Annotated in this window: 16 protein-coding genes; 6 read left to right on the top strand and 10 right to left on the bottom strand. The window is 49.5% G+C overall.

Annotated elements, in window-relative coordinates; all coding sequences use genetic code 11:
- The first annotated feature begins 6 nt into the window (after positions 1–6).
- The 4 genes from pal (at position 7) to LQ901_RS07955 (ending at position 3990) form a co-directional block, all read left to right on the top strand.
- Entirely contained in the window at positions 7–504 is a 498-nt protein-coding gene (pal, locus tag LQ901_RS07970; protein WP_010861919.1) for a peptidoglycan-associated lipoprotein Pal, read from the top strand.
- A 12-nt stretch (positions 505–516) separates the two neighbouring features.
- A complete protein-coding gene (ybgF, locus tag LQ901_RS07965) occupies positions 517–1317 on the top strand; it encodes a tol-pal system protein YbgF (protein WP_064977536.1) in 801 nt (266 codons plus the stop codon).
- A 312-nt stretch (positions 1318–1629) separates the two neighbouring features.
- The gene (locus tag LQ901_RS07960; protein WP_047707644.1) at positions 1630–3009 is read left to right on the top strand and encodes an L-cystine transporter; all 1380 of its coding nucleotides are present in this window, start codon (positions 1630–1632) and stop codon (positions 3007–3009) included.
- A 228-nt stretch (positions 3010–3237) separates the two neighbouring features.
- Complete coding sequence (locus LQ901_RS07955; RefSeq protein WP_233672128.1) at positions 3238–3990, top strand: DUF2076 domain-containing protein; 753 nt, start codon at positions 3238–3240, stop codon at positions 3988–3990.
- A 228-nt stretch (positions 3991–4218) separates the two neighbouring features.
- Here the strand turns inward: LQ901_RS07955 and LQ901_RS07950 are convergent, their stop codons facing one another.
- The 3 genes from LQ901_RS07950 to cls form a co-directional block, all read right to left on the bottom strand.
- Entirely contained in the window at positions 4219–5181 is a 963-nt protein-coding gene (locus LQ901_RS07950) for a TerC family protein (protein WP_039046194.1), read from the bottom strand.
- Positions 5182–5400: 219 nt separating this feature from the next.
- A complete protein-coding gene (locus LQ901_RS07945) occupies positions 5401–5565 on the bottom strand; it encodes a hypothetical protein (RefSeq protein ID WP_156121110.1) in 165 nt (54 codons plus the stop codon).
- Positions 5566–5786: 221 nt separating this feature from the next.
- Positions 5787–7247: a cardiolipin synthase gene (gene cls, locus LQ901_RS07940; protein WP_370586009.1), complete on the bottom strand. Its 1461-nt coding sequence runs from the start codon at positions 7245–7247 to the stop codon at positions 5787–5789.
- A 164-nt stretch (positions 7248–7411) separates the two neighbouring features.
- On the opposite strand from cls, the gene LQ901_RS07935 reads away from it, so the two are divergent.
- Positions 7412–8137 carry a TIGR01621 family pseudouridine synthase gene (locus LQ901_RS07935; protein ID WP_152135924.1) on the top strand — a complete coding sequence of 242 codons (726 nt, stop codon included), beginning with the start codon at positions 7412–7414 and terminating at the stop codon, positions 8135–8137.
- Between the two features lie 88 nt (positions 8138–8225).
- Positions 8226–8435 (top strand): hypothetical protein, encoded by a 210-nt coding sequence (locus LQ901_RS07930; protein ID WP_010861912.1) that lies wholly within the window; start codon positions 8226–8228, stop codon positions 8433–8435.
- Between the two features lie 99 nt (positions 8436–8534).
- Here LQ901_RS07930 and gspS2 read toward each other — a convergent pair whose 3' ends face one another.
- The 7 genes from gspS2 to LQ901_RS07895 all read right to left on the bottom strand — a co-directional run bounded on the left by gspS2 (position 8535) and on the right by LQ901_RS07895 (position 16919).
- On the bottom strand, positions 8535–8927 hold the full coding sequence (gene gspS2, locus LQ901_RS07925) for a type II secretion system pilot lipoprotein GspS-beta (protein ID WP_106911008.1): 393 nt from the start codon (positions 8925–8927) through the stop codon (positions 8535–8537).
- Between the two features lie 61 nt (positions 8928–8988).
- Positions 8989–9288 carry a YciI family protein gene (locus LQ901_RS07920; protein WP_106911007.1) on the bottom strand — a complete coding sequence of 100 codons (300 nt, stop codon included), beginning with the start codon at positions 9286–9288 and terminating at the stop codon, positions 8989–8991.
- A 363-nt stretch (positions 9289–9651) separates the two neighbouring features.
- Positions 9652–9996: an HdeA/HdeB family chaperone gene (locus tag LQ901_RS07915; RefSeq protein ID WP_010861909.1), complete on the bottom strand. Its 345-nt coding sequence runs from the start codon at positions 9994–9996 to the stop codon at positions 9652–9654.
- 1333 nt (positions 9997–11329) lie between these two features.
- On the bottom strand, positions 11330–12967 hold the full coding sequence (gene yejF / locus LQ901_RS07910) for a microcin C ABC transporter ATP-binding protein YejF (protein ID WP_370586007.1): 1638 nt from the start codon (positions 12965–12967) through the stop codon (positions 11330–11332).
- Positions 12968–12970: 3 nt separating this feature from the next.
- A complete protein-coding gene (locus LQ901_RS07905) occupies positions 12971–13999 on the bottom strand; it encodes an ABC transporter permease (protein WP_152135922.1) in 1029 nt (342 codons plus the stop codon).
- The gene (locus LQ901_RS07900; protein WP_010861906.1) at positions 13999–15081 is read right to left on the bottom strand and encodes a microcin C ABC transporter permease YejB; all 1083 of its coding nucleotides are present in this window, start codon (positions 15079–15081) and stop codon (positions 13999–14001) included. Before LQ901_RS07900 ends, LQ901_RS07905 begins: the two co-directional genes overlap by 1 nt.
- Positions 15082–15101: 20 nt before the next feature.
- Positions 15102–16919: an extracellular solute-binding protein gene (locus LQ901_RS07895; RefSeq protein WP_010861905.1), complete on the bottom strand. Its 1818-nt coding sequence runs from the start codon at positions 16917–16919 to the stop codon at positions 15102–15104.
- Between the last annotated feature and the right edge of the window lie 71 nt (positions 16920–16990).

The raw sequence follows: 16990 nt of genomic DNA, 5'->3' as shown, positions 1-16990 counted from the left end.
AATAAAATGCAACTGAACAAAGTACTGAAGGGACTGATGTTAGCTCTGCCAGTAATGGCTGTAGCAGCTTGTAGCTCTAACAAGAGCAACGACAACGCAGATCAGATGATCAACTCTGGCGACAGCAATGGCAGCATGTCCGCTGAAGAGCAAGCTCGTATGATGATGCAAGAGCTGCAAAAGAATAACATCGTTTACTTCGGCTTTGACAAATACGACATCCAACCAGAGTTCGCTCAGATGCTGGATGCTCACGCTGCGTTCCTGCGTGACAACCCATCTTACAAAGTTGTTGTAGAAGGTCACGCGGATGAGCGTGGTACTCCAGAATACAACATCGCTCTGGGTGAGCGTCGTGCCAATGCAGTTAAAATGTACCTGCAAGGTCGTGGTGTAAATGCTGACCAAATCTCTATCGTTTCTTACGGTAAAGAGAAGCCAGCAGTTCTGGGCCATACTGAAGACGCGTACGCTAAAAACCGTCGCGCAGTACTGGTTTACTAATAAGGATATCGCATGAACCGTAACTACAGACCGATTATCAGTCTGTCGTTACTGGTACTCGCAGCCGTGTCTGGCACGGCTGCGGCGCAAGCTCCTGTATACGAGGCGGGCTCCGGATCTCTTGAAGATCGGGTGACTCGCCTCGAACGTATGATGGAAGCGCGTAACCAGTTACTGACAGAAACCCAGCAGCAGTTAATGTCTCTGCAAGGCGAGATGGATCAGTTACGTGGTTCGCTTGAGCGCAGTGAATATCAGCTAAATCAGGCGGTTGAACGCCAGCGTCAGCTCTATCAAGAGCTCGATAATGTCTCTGCTCAAAACAAGCAAGCGGCTGATACCGCAACCACTGATGCGACAGCGCCAGCCGCAGCAACCGCACCAGCTGCAAAAGCCGCCGCGCCTGCTAAAGATGTTGTGGTCAGTGATAATGCGGTAGAAAACCAAGCCTATGATGCAGCAGTTCAGCTGGTATTGCGTGATAAGCAATACGATAAAGCGATTACTGCGTTTCAGGACTTTATCGCGAAGTATCCAAAATCGGTTTACCGGCCGAATGCGCATTACTGGTTAGGGCAATTACTGTTCAGTCAGAAGCGTACCGATGAGGCAGCGGCGCAATTTGCCGCGGTGGTAAAAGATTTTCCAAAGTCACCTAAGCGGGCTGATGCCATGCTTAAGCTGGGTGTGATTGCTCAGGAGAAAGGTGATGTGGCGGGAGCCAAAACGGTGTTCCAGCAGATTATCTCTGCTTATCCAACATCGTCATCAGCCAAAATGGCCAAATCCCGTCTGGCAGCATTGGGTGGTTAAACCTAGCGCTGTAGCTTATCCAATTCAGCTTTAATCAGTTTTTTATAGCCCGTCCACTGGACGGGCTTTTTTTATTCTGAAGTCAGGCCGTTGGCGCGGATAAGTGGCGGTGAGGAGACGGCTGGCAGGGGAGTTGCCGAGGCTGGCATGCGGGCTTATTCAGTTTCCTCATTTTTCTTTATGCTTTTTTCTCATATATATCGAAATTAATGAACTTTTCCATTTTCCATATATTAAGTGATGATAGGCATCAGTAAACTTTATGTAAATAAAAGCAGACTCAGGGTCGCACCTGCGCTTAGGGAAGGAAGTATGAACTGGTTAGTGCTTGGCAACGTTGCCATCTTTGTAATTATTGCGCTGTTTTTGTTCCGCTACCAACGTAGCGGTGTGACGCTATCGCGCACCGTGTTTGTTGGTTTGGTGCTGGGGATTGTGCTGGGCTCGGCATTACACTTTGTCTATGCCCATTCTGAAGGGGTGATCAGCGAGACATTGGGTTGGTTAAACATTGCCGGTAACGGTTATGTGAACTTACTGCAAATGATTGTTATGCCTTTGGTGTTTGTTTCTATTTTATCGGCAGTTACACGTTTGAGTGATGCCAGTTCGTTGGGCAGCATCAGTTTCTCGGTATTGGCGGTATTACTGCTGACTACCGCCGTGGCTGCGGCAATTGGTATCGGCGTAACCGAAGTGTTTGGGTTGTCGGCTGAAGGTCTGACGCAAGGCGCGCGTGAAATTGCGCGTGGTGAGATGATGGTGACCAAAAGCAGTGAGATTGCCAGCCTGACATTCCCACAAATGTTGGTGTCCTTTATTCCAACTAATCCGTTTGCGGATCTGGCCGGAGCTCGCTCAACGTCGATTATCAGTGTCGTGATCTTTGCCGCCTTCTTAGGTGTGGCTGCACTGAAATTGAAAGCCGAAAAGCCAGAGCATGGCGAGCGCATTGCTGGTGCGATTGATACTCTGCAGACCCTGATTATGCGTCTGGTGCGTATGGTGATCCGCTTGACGCCGTACGGTGTGATGGCGCTGATGACCAAAGTGGTGGCGACATCCAATGTGCATGACATCGTAAATCTGCTGGGCTTTATGGTGGCATCATATGTAGCGATTGGCTTGATGTTCGTGGTACACGGTGTGTTGCTGGGCGTGTTTGGGGTTAACCCGCTGCACTACTACCGTAAGGTATTACCGGTGCTGACTTTTGCCTTCACATCACGCTCCAGCGCAGCAACCATTCCGTTGAATGTGGAAGCGCAAGTGGACAAGCTGGGTGTACCGCCAACCATCGCTAACTTTGCAGCGTCCTTCGGTGCCACCATTGGTCAAAACGGCTGTGCCGGGATTTACCCAGCGATGCTGGCGGTGATGATTGCACCAACCGTGGGTATTAACCCGATGGATCCAAGCTTCCTGATGACACTGATTGCGGTAGTGACTATCAGCTCCTTCGGGGTAGCCGGTGTCGGTGGTGGTGCGACATTCGCCGCTATCATCGTACTGTCGACCATGAACCTGCCGATTGCTCTGGCTGGCTTCCTGATCTCTATCGAGCCGCTGATTGATATGGCGCGTACTGCGCTGAACGTAAACGGTGCGATGACGGCAGGGGTCGTGTCTAGCCGAGCGTTAGGGCAGACCGACATGGCGGTGTTTCGCAGCGCCGATGAAGTCGATGCCTGATGGGATAAGTCAGTGTTGAACGCGTAACTTAGCGACACATCAGATTGTAAAAATCGCCACCAAAGTGTGGCGATTTTTATTTGTACGGAATTAATTGCGTTGCAAAGGACTCATAATAGAAAGAGGTTTCCATTGTGCGTTTGTTCCTACACCGGTTAAGTGCGTTGGGATAAACCCGTATCACATGTGCCTGTTGGGCCAGTAATCAGAAGTAGTAAGAGGTAGTCTATGACCCCGCAAGAAAAAATGATGATTGAGGGTGTGGCCGAGCGATTGCGTGCACATACACTGACCAGTAAAGATCCTCAGGCCGAACAGCTGATTAGCCAAAGTATTGCGACCCAGCCTGATGCCTTGTATCGCCTGACTCAGAGCAATATTTTGCAGGAAGTGGCGTTAAATGAAGCGAAGAATAAAGTCGCGGCTTTAGAGCAGCAATTGGCCGCTTACCATAACCAAAGCATGTTCGATCGGGTTCGTGGTGCAGCGCCACAACAAGTTGCTCCGCCGGTATCGAGCTATCAACCGTCTATGTTTGGTAGCTTTATGAAAACCGCTGCGGCGATGACGACTGGGGTGGTTGCTGGGAATTTGATTTCCGATGCGTTAAGTGGCCTATTTAGCTCCGGTGAGCGGGAAGGGGCATGGGGCGCCGCAGGGGCGGCTCCTGAGGTGGTGGAGAATATCACCAATAACTTTATCGATCCGGCTTCAGCTGCGGGATTAACCTCGGACGATGCTAATTCGTTTTTAGCTAACTCTGATTCATTAGCACAGATGAGCAATACCGATGGCAGTAACCCGTTTGGGTTGAGTCAGGATATCAATGATCCGTGGAGTGATGCGGGTAACAATGGTGCATTTACGGATAACGGCAACGATAACAGTAATGACAACGGTGATTTTGGTGGTTTCGGTGCCGATGATAATAACGGCGGCGGTTTTTTTGATGACGATGATGATAACAATGGCTTTTTATAAGCGTTACGTTATGTAATGTCTTGACTGACAGTGCGCTGTCACACCGTAAAAATGCTTTCATCGAGAGGTGTGTTTAGCGCTGAAATATAGTCGGTAAGCAATCGTTAGTATAGGTATAAGAAAAGCCCGTTACGCATCACGTAACGGGCTTTTTTATGGATTATCGGTCAGATGGTGAAACGGTGTATTACATTACACGTTGCGTATTCTGCCTATTGCGATCCAGTCTTAGTGACTGGCACGTCCTTGACGAGCACTGTAGATCAGGCTGGCAATGACGGAGATGGCTAAAATGGCGCCCACGATACCCAGAGACAGCAGAATTGGCAGCTTGTACCACTCCACAATCAGCATCTTGATACCGATAAAGACTAAGATCACGGCCAAACCATACTTCAGCAGGGCAAAGCGATCGGCGAAGTCTGCCAGCAGGAAGTACATCGCACGTAAGCCCATGATCGCAAAGATGTTAGATGTCAGGACAATAAACGGATCGGTGGTCACGGCAAAGATAGCCGGGATACTGTCGACCGCAAAAATGATGTCACTGATTTCAACCAACACCAAAGCAAGGAACATCGGAGTGGCAAAACGGATCCCGTTACGCACGGTAAAGAAATGTTCGCCATCGAGTTCGTGGGTGACATTGAAGCGGTTACGGATCCAGCGCAGCAGTGGGTTCTTGTCAAAGTCGCCCTCATCCTCGCTGCTCTTGAGCATCTTCAGGCCGGTCAACACCAAGAAGGCACCGAAGATATACAAGATCCAGTGGAATTGGGTGATCAGCCAGCTACCGGCGAAGATCATACCGGTACGCAGAACGATAGCGCCCAGTACCCCGTACAGCAGCACGCGGCGTTGCAATTCTGCCGGAATGGCAAAGTAACCGAAAATCATCAACCAAACAAAGACGTTATCGACCGCCAGTGCTTTTTCAATGACATAACCGGTTAAAAATTCGAGTGATTTTTGGTTGGCCAGTTCACGGCCGAGGTTGGCATCCAGGTAATACCAGATCCCTAGATTGAACAGCAGTGCCACGGCAATCCAGATTAATGACCATGTTGCTGCTTCTTTCAGTGAGACTTTGTGGTTTTTGCCGCCCTTCAGCACCAGTAAGTCAACCAACAATAGGCCGACCACCAGAACAAAGAAGGCAATCCACATCCATCCGTTACCGACAGTTTCCATAGTGATAGTATGCTCCTAAAACAAAAAAACCGAGTCCATAAGGCTCGGTCAATCTATTTTAGAGGGATCGACTTTGCCTTACGGCAAGGTCTCACTTACAACATATCAGCATGCTGCCTGAATGCCGGGTGAAAACACCGTAATGACGACAATTCAGCTTTGAAGTTACTCCCCTTGTACCGCAATTATATTCGATACATATTGATTCTGCTAGGAAAATTACGCGCCACCGCACCCACAGCCACAATCAGGTTTGCTGCGTTTACGTAAGTTATAACCCACCAGCAGTACCAGAAAAACAACTGCCAGTGTAACAGGCCAACTCCAGTACAGCGCGCTGATAATTGCAACGGCAATAGCCAGTATTATCAGTAAATATTTCATCTTTAGCCTCTCAATCAGTGCTCAGCGCAAAACATCAAATGATAATAATAGTTATTTCTTTTTAATGCGAGTGCCGATATGGCTTCAGGATGTATGAGCGCGTGTTGAGTATGAAGACAATTAAGCGAAGGGAAGGGAAATGTCAGGGATAGGGACATCAGTTGTCGGTGGTGTTGAGTGTGATATCGCCGCCCAGTGTGGGCGGCAGTAGTTCGCAATAGTTAGAGTAGCGGGGTGAAGAAATAGAAGAACTTCTCCGCAATGCGATGACGTAATGGGCGCTGCAACCACTGGCCGATATTCAGTTGGGTGGAGCGCGCGATGTAGTCATCTTGCACAAAGCCCAGTTTTTCGCCAAAACTGGTGTCATCAATGGCGATGGTGACTTCAAAGTTAAGCCACATGCTACGAATATCCAGATTAACCGTGCCCACCAAACTGAGATGATCATCAATGAGCAAGCTCTTGGCATGTAGCAGACCGCCCTCAAACTGGTGGATCCGCACGCCGGCAGCCAACAGCTCATCAAAAAAGGCGCGGCTGGCCCAGCCGACCATCAGGGAATCATTATGTTTCGGGATCACGATATCCACCTGCACACCCCGCGAGGCGGTAGAGCACAGCGCCAGCATCAGACTGTCGTCAGGGATAAAGTAAGGCGTGGTCATCACGATACGCTTACGTGCTGCGAAAATTGCCGTGGACAGAGCCTGTGGTAGCAAATCTTTCGGAAAACCCGGCCCAGAAGCCAGTACTTGCACGGCATGCGCATTTTCCTGCGTGACGGGCAGGATAGGGCAACTTGGTAGTGATGGCAGGTGGCGCTCGCCGGTTTCCACTTCCCAATCCCACGCAAAAATACAGTTGAGCGCCGATGCTGCTGGCCCTTCAATGCGTACCATCATATCGACCCACTGACCCACACCGGCATCTTGTTTGAAATAACGCGGGTCGACCATGTTCATGCTGCCGGTATAGGCGATGTCATTATCGATAATGACAATTTTGCGATGTTGGCGCAGATCCATGCGACGTAAGAAAACCCGCAGCGGGTTTACGTGCAAGGCTTCCACTAAGTCGATTTGCGCATGGCGGAACAGCTCAGGGTAACGGCTACGGAAGAAACGTAAACTGCCAACCGAGTCCAGCATCACCCGACATTTGACACCTCGTTTCGCCGCTTCAATCAGCGCATTGACCACATGCTCAACTAAACCGCCGTTATTCCAGATGTAAAACACCATGGAGATATGATGTTGGGCGAGATTAATGTCGCGCACAATGGCACTAAGGATGTCATCAGTGGTGGTGAACAGATGTAATTGGTTGCCATTGATACACGGCGTTTTCAGTCGTCGTCGGCATAAATTAAAAAGCGGCGCTGCCGTATGGCTGGATTTCATATTCACCAGATGATCGCACTGGCTTAAAGAGTTGAACCAGTCCGAGAACGGTTTCCACATGGCTTGTGAACGCGCAGCGCGGCGCGATCCTAGATACAGCTCGCCAAAAAGCAAGTATGCAATGATGCCGACCAAGGGAACAATATAGATAACCAGTAGCCAAGCCATAGAAACAGCGACAGTTCGGCGCTTCATCAGCACGCGCACCGTTACGGCGGCTACAATCAGCCAATAGCTAAAAATAAGGATCCAATCCACGATATGAGCTATGTCAGAAATATACGTCATCCTGGCCATCTTTATTATCTTTCACTGTTGTAGTTTAAGGACTTTCTGTCATCAGTGGAATTCAGCACTGACGGTAAACTATGTGAAATTGTTAATTCTTCATGTTGATCCGCAAACGACGGAGGTATACTTTCGGCCCCAATTGTGAGGTATTCATGTTTCCTATCGTTTTTCAGCATCCGGATTTTGTGGTTATTAATAAGCCTGCCGGGATCAGTGTGCACCGTGATGACAACCTGCACGGTTTAACCGCTCAAGTGGCTGAGCAACTGGGTGTTTCCCAAGTTTGGTTGGTGCATCGTTTGGATAAAATGACATCAGGTCTTCTTATCTTAGCACTGAATACCAAGGCTGCGGCTGAATTATCCGGTCTTTTTGCACAACGAAATGTTGAAAAATTTTACATCGCGCTTTCAGATAAGCAACCGCGTCGTAAGCAGGGAAAAATCTGTGGCGATATGGCGCGCTCGCGCCGTGGAACATGGAAATTACTGGCCTCGCAACAAAATCCTGCGGTTACCCAATATTTCAGTGCAGGTACTGGCGCAGGCTTGCGTTTATTTATTCTGCGTCCAGCGACCGGTAAAACGCATCAGATTCGGGTAGCACTAAAGAGTGAAGGTGCGGCGATTTTAGGAGACCCTCTATACGGTAGCGCGGAATATGGGCCAGGGAAGTTAGCCGATCGCGGTTACTTGCATGCTTGGCAATTGCGTTTTACCTATCAGGGTATGCAATATCAGGTCAGTGCATTGCCCGAAGCGGGACAATGTTTTGCACTGAGCGGTGTATTACAACAGTTGGCACAATGGGCAGAACCATGGACGCTTCCTTGGCCGGCTGTGCGGGTTCCCGCCGCCACTGATGATGAGTCAGAGTAACACGACGGGATAACGCCAGTTTCTGGCCGGTCGTCTGATGATCGGCACTGGCGCAATAACAGCGTTATTAATCAGGTAGTATCCTATAATGCGAAAATCTCGAACTGCAACCGTCCGCTGGCGCTTGCTACGCCGGGTGCGTTTGCACCAGCGCAAAAATGATATCCATGCGCGCCGTTACCGACATATCTATCGTTTACGTCGTGAAAGTCATCTGCAGTATCATGCGTCACTGGTGTATTACGTGATACAGCGTGGGTTACCGCGCTATCATCAGTGCGGGCGCTTCCTGAACTGACGCAGTCTTATTTCTCTGTGGTTGCTGATTGATTCACGCCGCCGATCTTAATGTTGGCGGCGTGCTAGTAAAAGGCGTGAGTCAACGCAAATGGCGTGCTTATTGGCAGCTCTCTTTGCTCAAGCGCAACTGGGCCGGTGTTTGTTGTTGTAGCGTATTGACACTGATTTGGTAGGTGACGCCTTGGTTGAGTATTAGCCGGATAGCACTGTCAGCACACATACGTGTGCGGTAGGCGTCGAGAAACGCCGCCGGTGTTTGCTGTGGTCCGTTATTATTTTGATTATCCTGCACAAAAACCAGTTTGATCTCTGACGCCAATTTACTGGCCATGACCAAGGTATAGCCATTGCCTTGCATTGGCAGATAATTGCGTAGGCGATTAACCTGCTGCTCAGCCAGCTGTTCGGCTTGCGCATCACTTTGGTTCATCGCGCAACCGGTCAGGCTTAATACGATCCCCAGCGCCGCCAGTGCGGTGACTAACTTCATCCTTGCATCATCCTTTTCTTATTCTTGTATCCGTACCAGAGCTTTCGTGTGATGTGTTCCGTTAGGGTAAAACGCGGCGAAAGGGTTTTACGGTAACCTGACGATAGACTCCCGCAGCCACATAAGGGTCCGCTTCCGCCCATTGCTTGGCCTCTTCCAGTGAGGGGAATTCGGCGATGACTGTCGAGCCGGTAAATCCAGCGTCGCCAGGATCGACACTATCAATGGCGGGGTTGGGGCCGGCAATAATCAGGCGCTGTTGTGCCGCCAGCGCTTGCAAACGCGCTAAGTGTGCTGGGCGAGCGTGTAAACGTGCCGCCAGACTATTCGGGTGGTCTTCAGCAAAAATGACATACAACATAGTGCGTAATTCCTTTTTTGTCGTTAAGCCTTTCTAATCACGAAGCGTAGATTTCAGTCTTTATGCTCGCTGCTTTCGCGTCGAGAACAACACATCAGCGTTTCCATATTCGCATGATATGTAAGAAATACAATGTTGAGAGGCTCAGCTTGCCTCGGAGATAGCATTTTTTCACGTGAAGATGGGATTCGCGCTGAGCATTTTGACTGCCAAATAAGCAGACGAAGCTAATTTGCAATCAGAGTATGGGGGATAAGAGATGGTTCAAGCGTTGACATTGCTGCTGGACGATATTTGTTATAGCTAGAAATAAACAAGCAGTGCGTAAGCACTGCTTGTCGAAATTTGACGCTAAATCAGCACTTATTCTAATGCTAACTGTTTCACTTTGGCTTGGGCTGCTGCACTGATTTTTTCTTTCATGCTACCCACGGTTTTTTCAGGGTGTTTTTGACACTCTTGGATGATCATTGGTGTGATAGAACCCACTACTTGCGCATTCACATAATCACCGTGTTTGTAATCGGTGTCGTAGTTCGCTACCCAGAATGCCATTGGAGTTTGTGCTTTCGGGTTCAGCAGCAGGAAATCCTTACAGGTCATATCTTGTGGTGCTGGAGTGGTGGTTGCTGGCGCGGTTGCGGCAAAGCTGGCACCGGAGAAACATAACGCAGCGAAAGTTACACCAAGCAGAGTTTTCTTGTTCATTTTCGTACCTCGTGTACGCAGTGGACTTAATAAGAATGGATGACTTTGTCTCATGTCATCTGACTGCTCTAACGGTAATCCCTGAGGGAGTATAGCCGCAACGCTGTAAACGCTAACAAACTGTATTCTTTGTGTATAAAAATGTCAGAGTGTGAGGGATTGGCGCTGGTGGCAATACTTATCGATTTAGACGGCTATGACGCGAGGTTTAGTTACAAGAATGATATGCAAAAAGTGTCGCAAAATTAATGGGCTACAAAACTGAGAGCGTGAAACCGTTAGCCGACTGCCGAGTCGTAAACGGTTTCACAAGCACTCAACATGATTGCCAATTTATGGAATAATTTTGCGACTTTATTACGCGACCACGAATTATTTTGATTTCTCGTCAGTTGACTGAGGCGTGGTATTTGCGGCGTTTTCCGTACCTGAGTGACGATTTTTATCGGAATGCTGTGGCGGACGAACAAAACCATGACGTACGCGGGAAGAGCTAGGACGGCTTCGGTGGCAGGCAGGAAGTGGACTCATAAATGCCTCGGCTTATAGTCTGATTTATCAGTGAAATGAGGTTGTCAGTTAACCCAGTATTAACATGAGAGCAGTGTACTCCGGTGGCACAATCTTTTGAATGGGGTAGAGCACAAATTCACGGTAAAAAAGCGTGCTTTTTCGCTGTATCCGAGATGAATGGCAGACTGAATATGCTGCTTTTTATAGTGCAACTGGTAGAACGAGAAAGTTAGGGAATAAGACCGCGTTGGTGAGTGGTCGCTCCTATACAACCGGTGATATCAAAAGAAGAAATTGTTATGAAACCTGCGGGGCTCTTGCGGTAGAAAAAGAGGTGTAATGAAGATGCTCTCAATAAGAAAAGCTCAATAAGAAAAACGCAATAAGTCAAGAGCAATAAAAAGTGTAGATAAAAGAAAAGGGGGATTACTCCCCCTGAATATCATTTGCAATGACACGCGAATATCATAAAACGATGCAGACGGGCTGCATCAAGCGGTGACCCAACACACATATAAAACTAGTTGAGCATGACGTTGCAGTCAACGTAAATTTACATTCCGTTAACGTAAGCGTTAATTTGGCATGTGTAAATATCATGAGATAGTATTAATCAGTAGTCTGATATGCTGATTAAATTCTCTTTATGTAGTTTATTGTTATTTTCATCTTCGTAAAAAGACTGCCGTTGTAGGGCGGCCTTACCTTTATTGGTGTGAATGATGTTGAGGCAAAAAACGCCCACGAGATTCCGTGAGCGTGTAATCAATAATCGGTGAGCTAGGGTTGTCAGCCCGCACTGATAATTACTGGGCAGCGTTTAATAACGTGCCGCATTGAGCAGCATTTGGGTATACGGATGCTGAGGTTGGCGGAACAGCGATTCAGTTGGTCCGGCCTCTACAATCTTGCCATCTTTTAGCACCATCACCTGATGGCATAGTGCACGTACGACATGCAGATCGTGACTGATAAAGAGATAAGCTAATCCGTGACGAGCTTGTAACTGCTTGAGTAGCGCCAAGATTTGCGCTTGTACCGTACGATCGAGCGATGAGGTGGGTTCATCCAAGATCAGCAGTTCTGGGCGCAGGATCAAGGCACGGGCAATGGCAATCCGTTGGCGCTGGCCGCCGGAGAACTCAAAAGCGTAGCGGTGACGGCTTTCTGGGTCTAACCCAACCTCTTGCATGATGCTGATCACCTGTTGCTCGCTTTCTTGCGCCGATAAACGCGCGTGCAAACGCAACCCTTCCGCAATGATGTCACCGACAGGCATGCGCGGGCTGAGTGACGAGAACGGATCTTGGAAAATTACCTGAATGCGTGAGCGATAGGGCAGCATTTGCTTGCGGTTTAGGCGATTGAGATCAGCTTCATCAAAACGGATTTCTCCTTGTGATGGTAACAGGCGTAGCAATGCTAATCCGCAGGTACTTTTGCCCGAGCCACTTTCGCCGACCAAGCCAAGGCTTTCGCCCCGATTGACGCTGAAACTGACATCATCCACCGCTTTAACATGGCCAATCGTGCGTTTGAGTAACCCACGCTTAATCGGGAACCAGACTCGTAAGGCTTCCACGTTGAGTAACGTTTGTGCTGGCGTTGGTGCTGGCACCGGCTCGCCCTTAGGCTCGCTGTCGAGCAATTTTTGGGTATAAGGATGCTGTGGCTGGTTAAATAACTGCTGAGTTGGCGCGGTTTCTACCAACTCGCCTTGGCGCATCACGGCTACGCGATCAGCCAGACGGCGCACAATGCCTAAATCATGCGTGATGAACAGCATGGCCATGTTCATTTCGCGTTGCAACTGCTGTAGCAAAGTGAGGATCTGCGCTTGTACCGAGACATCCAATGCCGTGGTCGGTTCGTCGGCAATCAAAAGGTCGGGAGCATTTAGCAAAGCCATGGCGATCATCACCCGCTGGCGTTCGCCACCAGACAGCTGGTGGGGGAATACATCAAGCTTGGTGTGTGGATTACGCAGACCCACTTTCTCTAGCCATTCCAATACCCGCTGCCGTGCAGCGGCGCTGCTCATCGCCTGATGGATAATCAGCGACTCACTTAACTGACGGACGACCGTGTGTAGCGGGTTAAGCGATACCATCGGCTCTTGGAAGATCATGCTTATCCGGTTGCCGCGCAGCCCTCGGAGGTGATTAGCGGACGCGGTTAGCAGGTTTTCGCCGCGATACACGATCTCGCCGTGTGGATAGCGAATGGTGTCAGGGTGTAAGCCCAAAATCGATAAGGCAGATACCGATTTACCTGAGCCACTTTCACCAACCAATGCCAGCGTTTCACCGGGCATGATTTGCAGCGAGAGGTCTTTGACCAACGTGGTAGCGCGTTCACCTTGATGAACCGCTACGCTGAGGTGGCGAATATCAATCAACGGCGCGTTATCGCTCATGTGTGAAGACTCATTCGGATGGTTTGCGGTTTGCTGCGCCATAATTCAATACGCCTTATGCGGATCGTAAGCATCACGCAGGCCTTCACCGATAAAGACCAGCAACGAAAGCAGTACCGAGAGCACCACGAAAGAGGAGATGCCAAGCCACGGCGCTTGTAAGTTGGCTTTACCTTGCGCCAACAATTCACCGAGTGATGGTTCACCCAGAGGCAGACCAAAGCCGAGAAAATCCAGCGAGGTCAGGGTGGTGACGGAGCTACTTAAAATAAACGGCAAAAAGGTGAGGGTAGCGACCATGGCATTAGGCAAAATGTGACGCCACATGATGAGCCGGTCAGGGATCCCCATAGCATGCGCTGAACGAATGTAGTCAAAATTACGGGCACGTAAAAACTCAGCACGGATCACCCCCACCAGACTCATCCACCCGAATAACACGGTGATCCCAAGCAGCCACCAGAAATTCGGCTCAACAATACTGGAAAGAATAATCAGCAAAAATAGCGTTGGCATGCCGGACCATACTTCAATAAACCGTTGGCCGAGTAAATCAATATAGCCGCCGTAATAGCCTTGTAGCGCACCCGCCGCAATACCAATCAGGCTAGAGAAAAAGGTCAGGGCTATCCCGAACAACACCGAGATCCGAAAGCCATAAATAATGCGCGCTAGTACATCTCGCCCTTTGTCGTCAGTACCAAGCCAATTAACGGAGGATGGCGGCGAGGGAGCGGGACCATCGAGGGTATAGTTGATGGTGTTATAGCTAAAGCGAATGGGCGGCCATAGCATCCAGCCGTGCTGATCGATTTTATCGGCGATGTAGCGGTCACGGTAGTCGGCTTCGGTTTCAAAATCGCCACCGAACGTGGTTTCCGTGTAGTTAAACAACACCGGGCTATAGAGGTGCCCTTGATAATAGACTAACAGCGGTTTGTCATTGGCGATCAACTCGGCACCTAGGCTCAGAATAAACAAGCACATAAAGAGCCACAGTGACCAAAAGCCGCGCTTATTGGCTTTAAAGCGTAACCAGCGCTGTCTGGCGATAGGGTGAGTAAACAGCTTCATCAGCGCGCCTCAAAATCAATACGGGGATCGACCAAGGTGTAGGTGATATCGCTTAAGATCCCCAGCAATAATCCCAGCAGAGTAAAGATGTACAAGGTACCGAACATGACCGGATAGTCGCGCTGCATGGTCGCTTCAAAGCCGAGTAGCCCAAGACCTTCCAGCGAGAACATCACTTCTATCAGCATGGAGCCCGTGAAGAACATGCTGATAAAGGCCGCCGGAAAGCCGGCGATAATCAGCAACATGGCATTACGAAAAACGTGCTTATACAGCACTTTGGATTCGGTCAGCCCTTTGGCGCGCGCTGTCACCACATACTGTTTGCGGATCTCATCGAGAAACGAGTTTTTAGTCAGCATGGTGAGCGTGGCAAAGCCGCCGATGACGGTGGCGGTAATGGGTAGCACTAAGTGCCAGAAATAATCTGCGATTTTGCCGTACCAAGGGAGGCTAGCAAAATCGGGGGACACCAGACCGCGCAAGGGAAACCAATCAAAGTAACTGCCGCCGGCAAATAACACGATCAATAAGATGGCGAACAAAAAGCCAGGAATAGCGTTGCCGATGATGACTAAGCTACTGGTCCAGATATCAAAACGGCTACCGTGATATACCGCTTTGCGGATCCCAAGAGGGATTGAGATCAGGTAAATGATCAGGGTGCTCCATAAACCGATCGAGATAGAAACCGGCATGCGATCCACGATCAAGCTGATCACCGAACCACCTTTGAACAGACTGTTGCCAAAGTCAAAACGCAGGTAATCCCACAACATGGTGAAATAGCGTTCATGCAGTGGTTTATCGAAACCAAAGCGGGTTTTAATTTCGGCAATCACTTCTGGATCTAAGCCCCGCGAGCCGCGATAGCTGGTATCGGTTTTACTCACCTGTACTTCAGCGCCAGCTTTGCCATTAAAGCGTCCGAGCACATCGGCATCTTGTTGCAGCTCAATGGCGGCAATGGCTTGGTCCACCGGCCCACCAGGGGCGACCTGCACGATAAAGAAATTGACGGTAATGATCGCCCACAATGTGGGGATGATTAACAGCAGTCGCCGTAGTAAGTATGCCGCCATAGGTGATTCCTTATAACGCGTTATTGCCGAGCCTTGGGCAGTTTAGCGGCTTTATTTATGTCCACCCACCAAGTGTCAAAACCGAGCCCGTAAGCTGGCCGAACCGCCGGTTTACCGAATTTGTTCCAGTACGCGACGCGAAAATTGCTCAGGTGCCACTGCGGGATCACGAACATATTCCATTGCAGCACGCGATCGAGCACTTTACCGAGCGCCAGCAGTTTCTCTGGATCGCTTTGCGCGCGGTCAATCTCTTCGGTCAGGGTATCAATCACATGATCGGTCACGCCGGCTAAGTTATAGGTGGAGTCTAAAAACTTAGAGTGCCACGCCAGCTTCAAATCAGGGCTTGGGAATGGCGCGGCGGCATAGCCGCTGGCAATCATGTCAAAATCCCGTTTGCGCAGGCGATTGATGTACTGTGAGGTATCCACGACACGAATGTTCATGGTGATCCCAAGACGCGCTAAGTTTTGTTTTAGCGGCGCCGCAATGCGCTCATTACTGCTGCTGTATGTCAGCAGTTCAAAGATAAACGGCTGTCCGGTTTCTTTATTGACCAGCTTGCGATCGCGGATCTCCCAACCAGCTTGTTCAAGCAATTCCATGGCTTTACGCAGGTTAGGGCGATTATTGCCGGAGCCATCGGTTTTCGAGGGCTGGTATTCATCGGTAAAGACTTCTTCTGGAACCTGCTGGCGGAAGGGCATTAAGACCATCAGCTCTTGCTCGGAAGGCAATCCTTTGGCTTCATAAGGCGTATTTTGGAAGAAGCTGCGCGTCCGGGTGTACTGGTTATAAAACATGGTCTTGTTCAACCATTCAAAATCGAAGGCCAGATTGAGCGCTTCACGGACATTACGGTCTTTGAACAAGGGATTTTGCGTGTTGAACACCAAGGCTTGCATCCCTTGGGGGATGCTGTGCGGGATATTTTCGCGAATGATGTAGCCTTTGGTGAAATTGGGGCCGGTATAGAGTGTTGCCCAGTATTTGGCGACGTACTCCTGCCGAAAGTCGTATTCACCCGCTTTAAACGCTTCCAGCGCGACGGTATCGTCACGGTAATAGTCATAGCGGATAGTATCGAAGTTATAGCGTCCACGGTTGACAGGCAGGTTAGCGGCCCAATAATCGGCAACTCGCTGATAGACCACATATTGCCCCATGGCATAGTCGGTAATTTTATACGGGCCACTGCCGACGGGCGGCGTCATGAGCGGTTCGGCTAAATTACGATTTTCCCAGAAGTGCTTGGGCAATATTTGCAGGCCGCCAATTAGGCTAAGCAGCAAGGCGCGATCGGGAGACTTAAGCTCGAAACGAACCGTAAGCGGTGTTAGAGCTTCCACCGTTTTTACGTTTTGGTAGTAGGTCTTAAATTGTGGAACGCCTTGTTGCATGAATTTGTTAAACGAGAACACCACATCGTCTGCGCGAATTGGTTTGCCATCTTGAAAACGGGCATTGGGATTGATGCGCACTTCCATCCAGCTGAAATCATCGGGATAACGGGCGAATTCCGCAATCAGTGGATAATAACTTTGGATTTCGTCGGCTGACGAGGTGAAGAGGGTGTCATAAAGCGTTGAGCTATCGCTGGCAGGGACACCGCGTTGGGCATACGCATTGAAATTATCGAAGGTGCCGATAGCGTGCAACGTGACATTGCCGCCTTTAGGTGCGGCTGGATTGACGTAATCGAAATAGCTAAATTCTGCGGCGTATTTAGGAGAGCCGATGGCAGCGAAGGCATAGCCTTCGTTGATTTGCGCGTGTGCCGTAAATAATGGCGCGGCAGTCATTAAGACTGCCACACAGACCTGCCGAAGACCCATTGGTCACTCCTTTCGTTAGGCTTCTTGTCATGCACGGGTGCACTAAGATTTTATAACGAAAAGAGCGAACG

The sequence above is a fragment of the Plesiomonas sp. PI-19 genome (assembly GCF_021368255.1).
GTDB classification, from domain to species: Bacteria; Pseudomonadota; Gammaproteobacteria; order Enterobacterales; family CAMTGL01; genus Plesiomonas; species Plesiomonas shigelloides.
This window is presented reverse-complemented; position numbering and strand designations above follow the sequence as displayed.

Coding starts and splice junctions, on each gene's coding strand:
- pal (WP_010861919.1), top strand. CDS start 7: ATGCAACTGAACAAAGTACTGAAGGGACTGATGTTAGCTCTGCCAGTA.
- ybgF (WP_064977536.1), top strand. CDS start 517: ATGAACCGTAACTACAGACCGATTATCAGTCTGTCGTTACTGGTACTC.
- LQ901_RS07960 (WP_047707644.1), top strand. CDS start 1,630: ATGAACTGGTTAGTGCTTGGCAACGTTGCCATCTTTGTAATTATTGCG.
- LQ901_RS07955 (WP_233672128.1), top strand. CDS start 3,238: ATGACCCCGCAAGAAAAAATGATGATTGAGGGTGTGGCCGAGCGATTG.
- LQ901_RS07950 (WP_039046194.1), bottom strand. CDS start 5,181: ATGGAAACTGTCGGTAACGGATGGATGTGGATTGCCTTCTTTGTTCTG.
- LQ901_RS07945 (WP_156121110.1), bottom strand. CDS start 5,565: ATGAAATATTTACTGATAATACTGGCTATTGCCGTTGCAATTATCAGC.
- LQ901_RS07935 (WP_152135924.1), top strand. CDS start 7,412: ATGTTTCCTATCGTTTTTCAGCATCCGGATTTTGTGGTTATTAATAAG.
- LQ901_RS07930 (WP_010861912.1), top strand. CDS start 8,226: ATGCGAAAATCTCGAACTGCAACCGTCCGCTGGCGCTTGCTACGCCGG.
- gspS2 (WP_106911008.1), bottom strand. CDS start 8,927: ATGAAGTTAGTCACCGCACTGGCGGCGCTGGGGATCGTATTAAGCCTG.
- LQ901_RS07920 (WP_106911007.1), bottom strand. CDS start 9,288: ATGTTGTATGTCATTTTTGCTGAAGACCACCCGAATAGTCTGGCGGCA.
- LQ901_RS07915 (WP_010861909.1), bottom strand. CDS start 9,996: ATGAACAAGAAAACTCTGCTTGGTGTAACTTTCGCTGCGTTATGTTTC.
- yejF (WP_370586007.1), bottom strand. CDS start 12,967: ATGGCGCAGCAAACCGCAAACCATCCGAATGAGTCTTCACACATGAGC.
- LQ901_RS07905 (WP_152135922.1), bottom strand. CDS start 13,999: ATGAAGCTGTTTACTCACCCTATCGCCAGACAGCGCTGGTTACGCTTT.
- LQ901_RS07900 (WP_010861906.1), bottom strand. CDS start 15,081: ATGGCGGCATACTTACTACGGCGACTGCTGTTAATCATCCCCACATTG.
- LQ901_RS07895 (WP_010861905.1), bottom strand. CDS start 16,919: ATGGGTCTTCGGCAGGTCTGTGTGGCAGTCTTAATGACTGCCGCGCCA.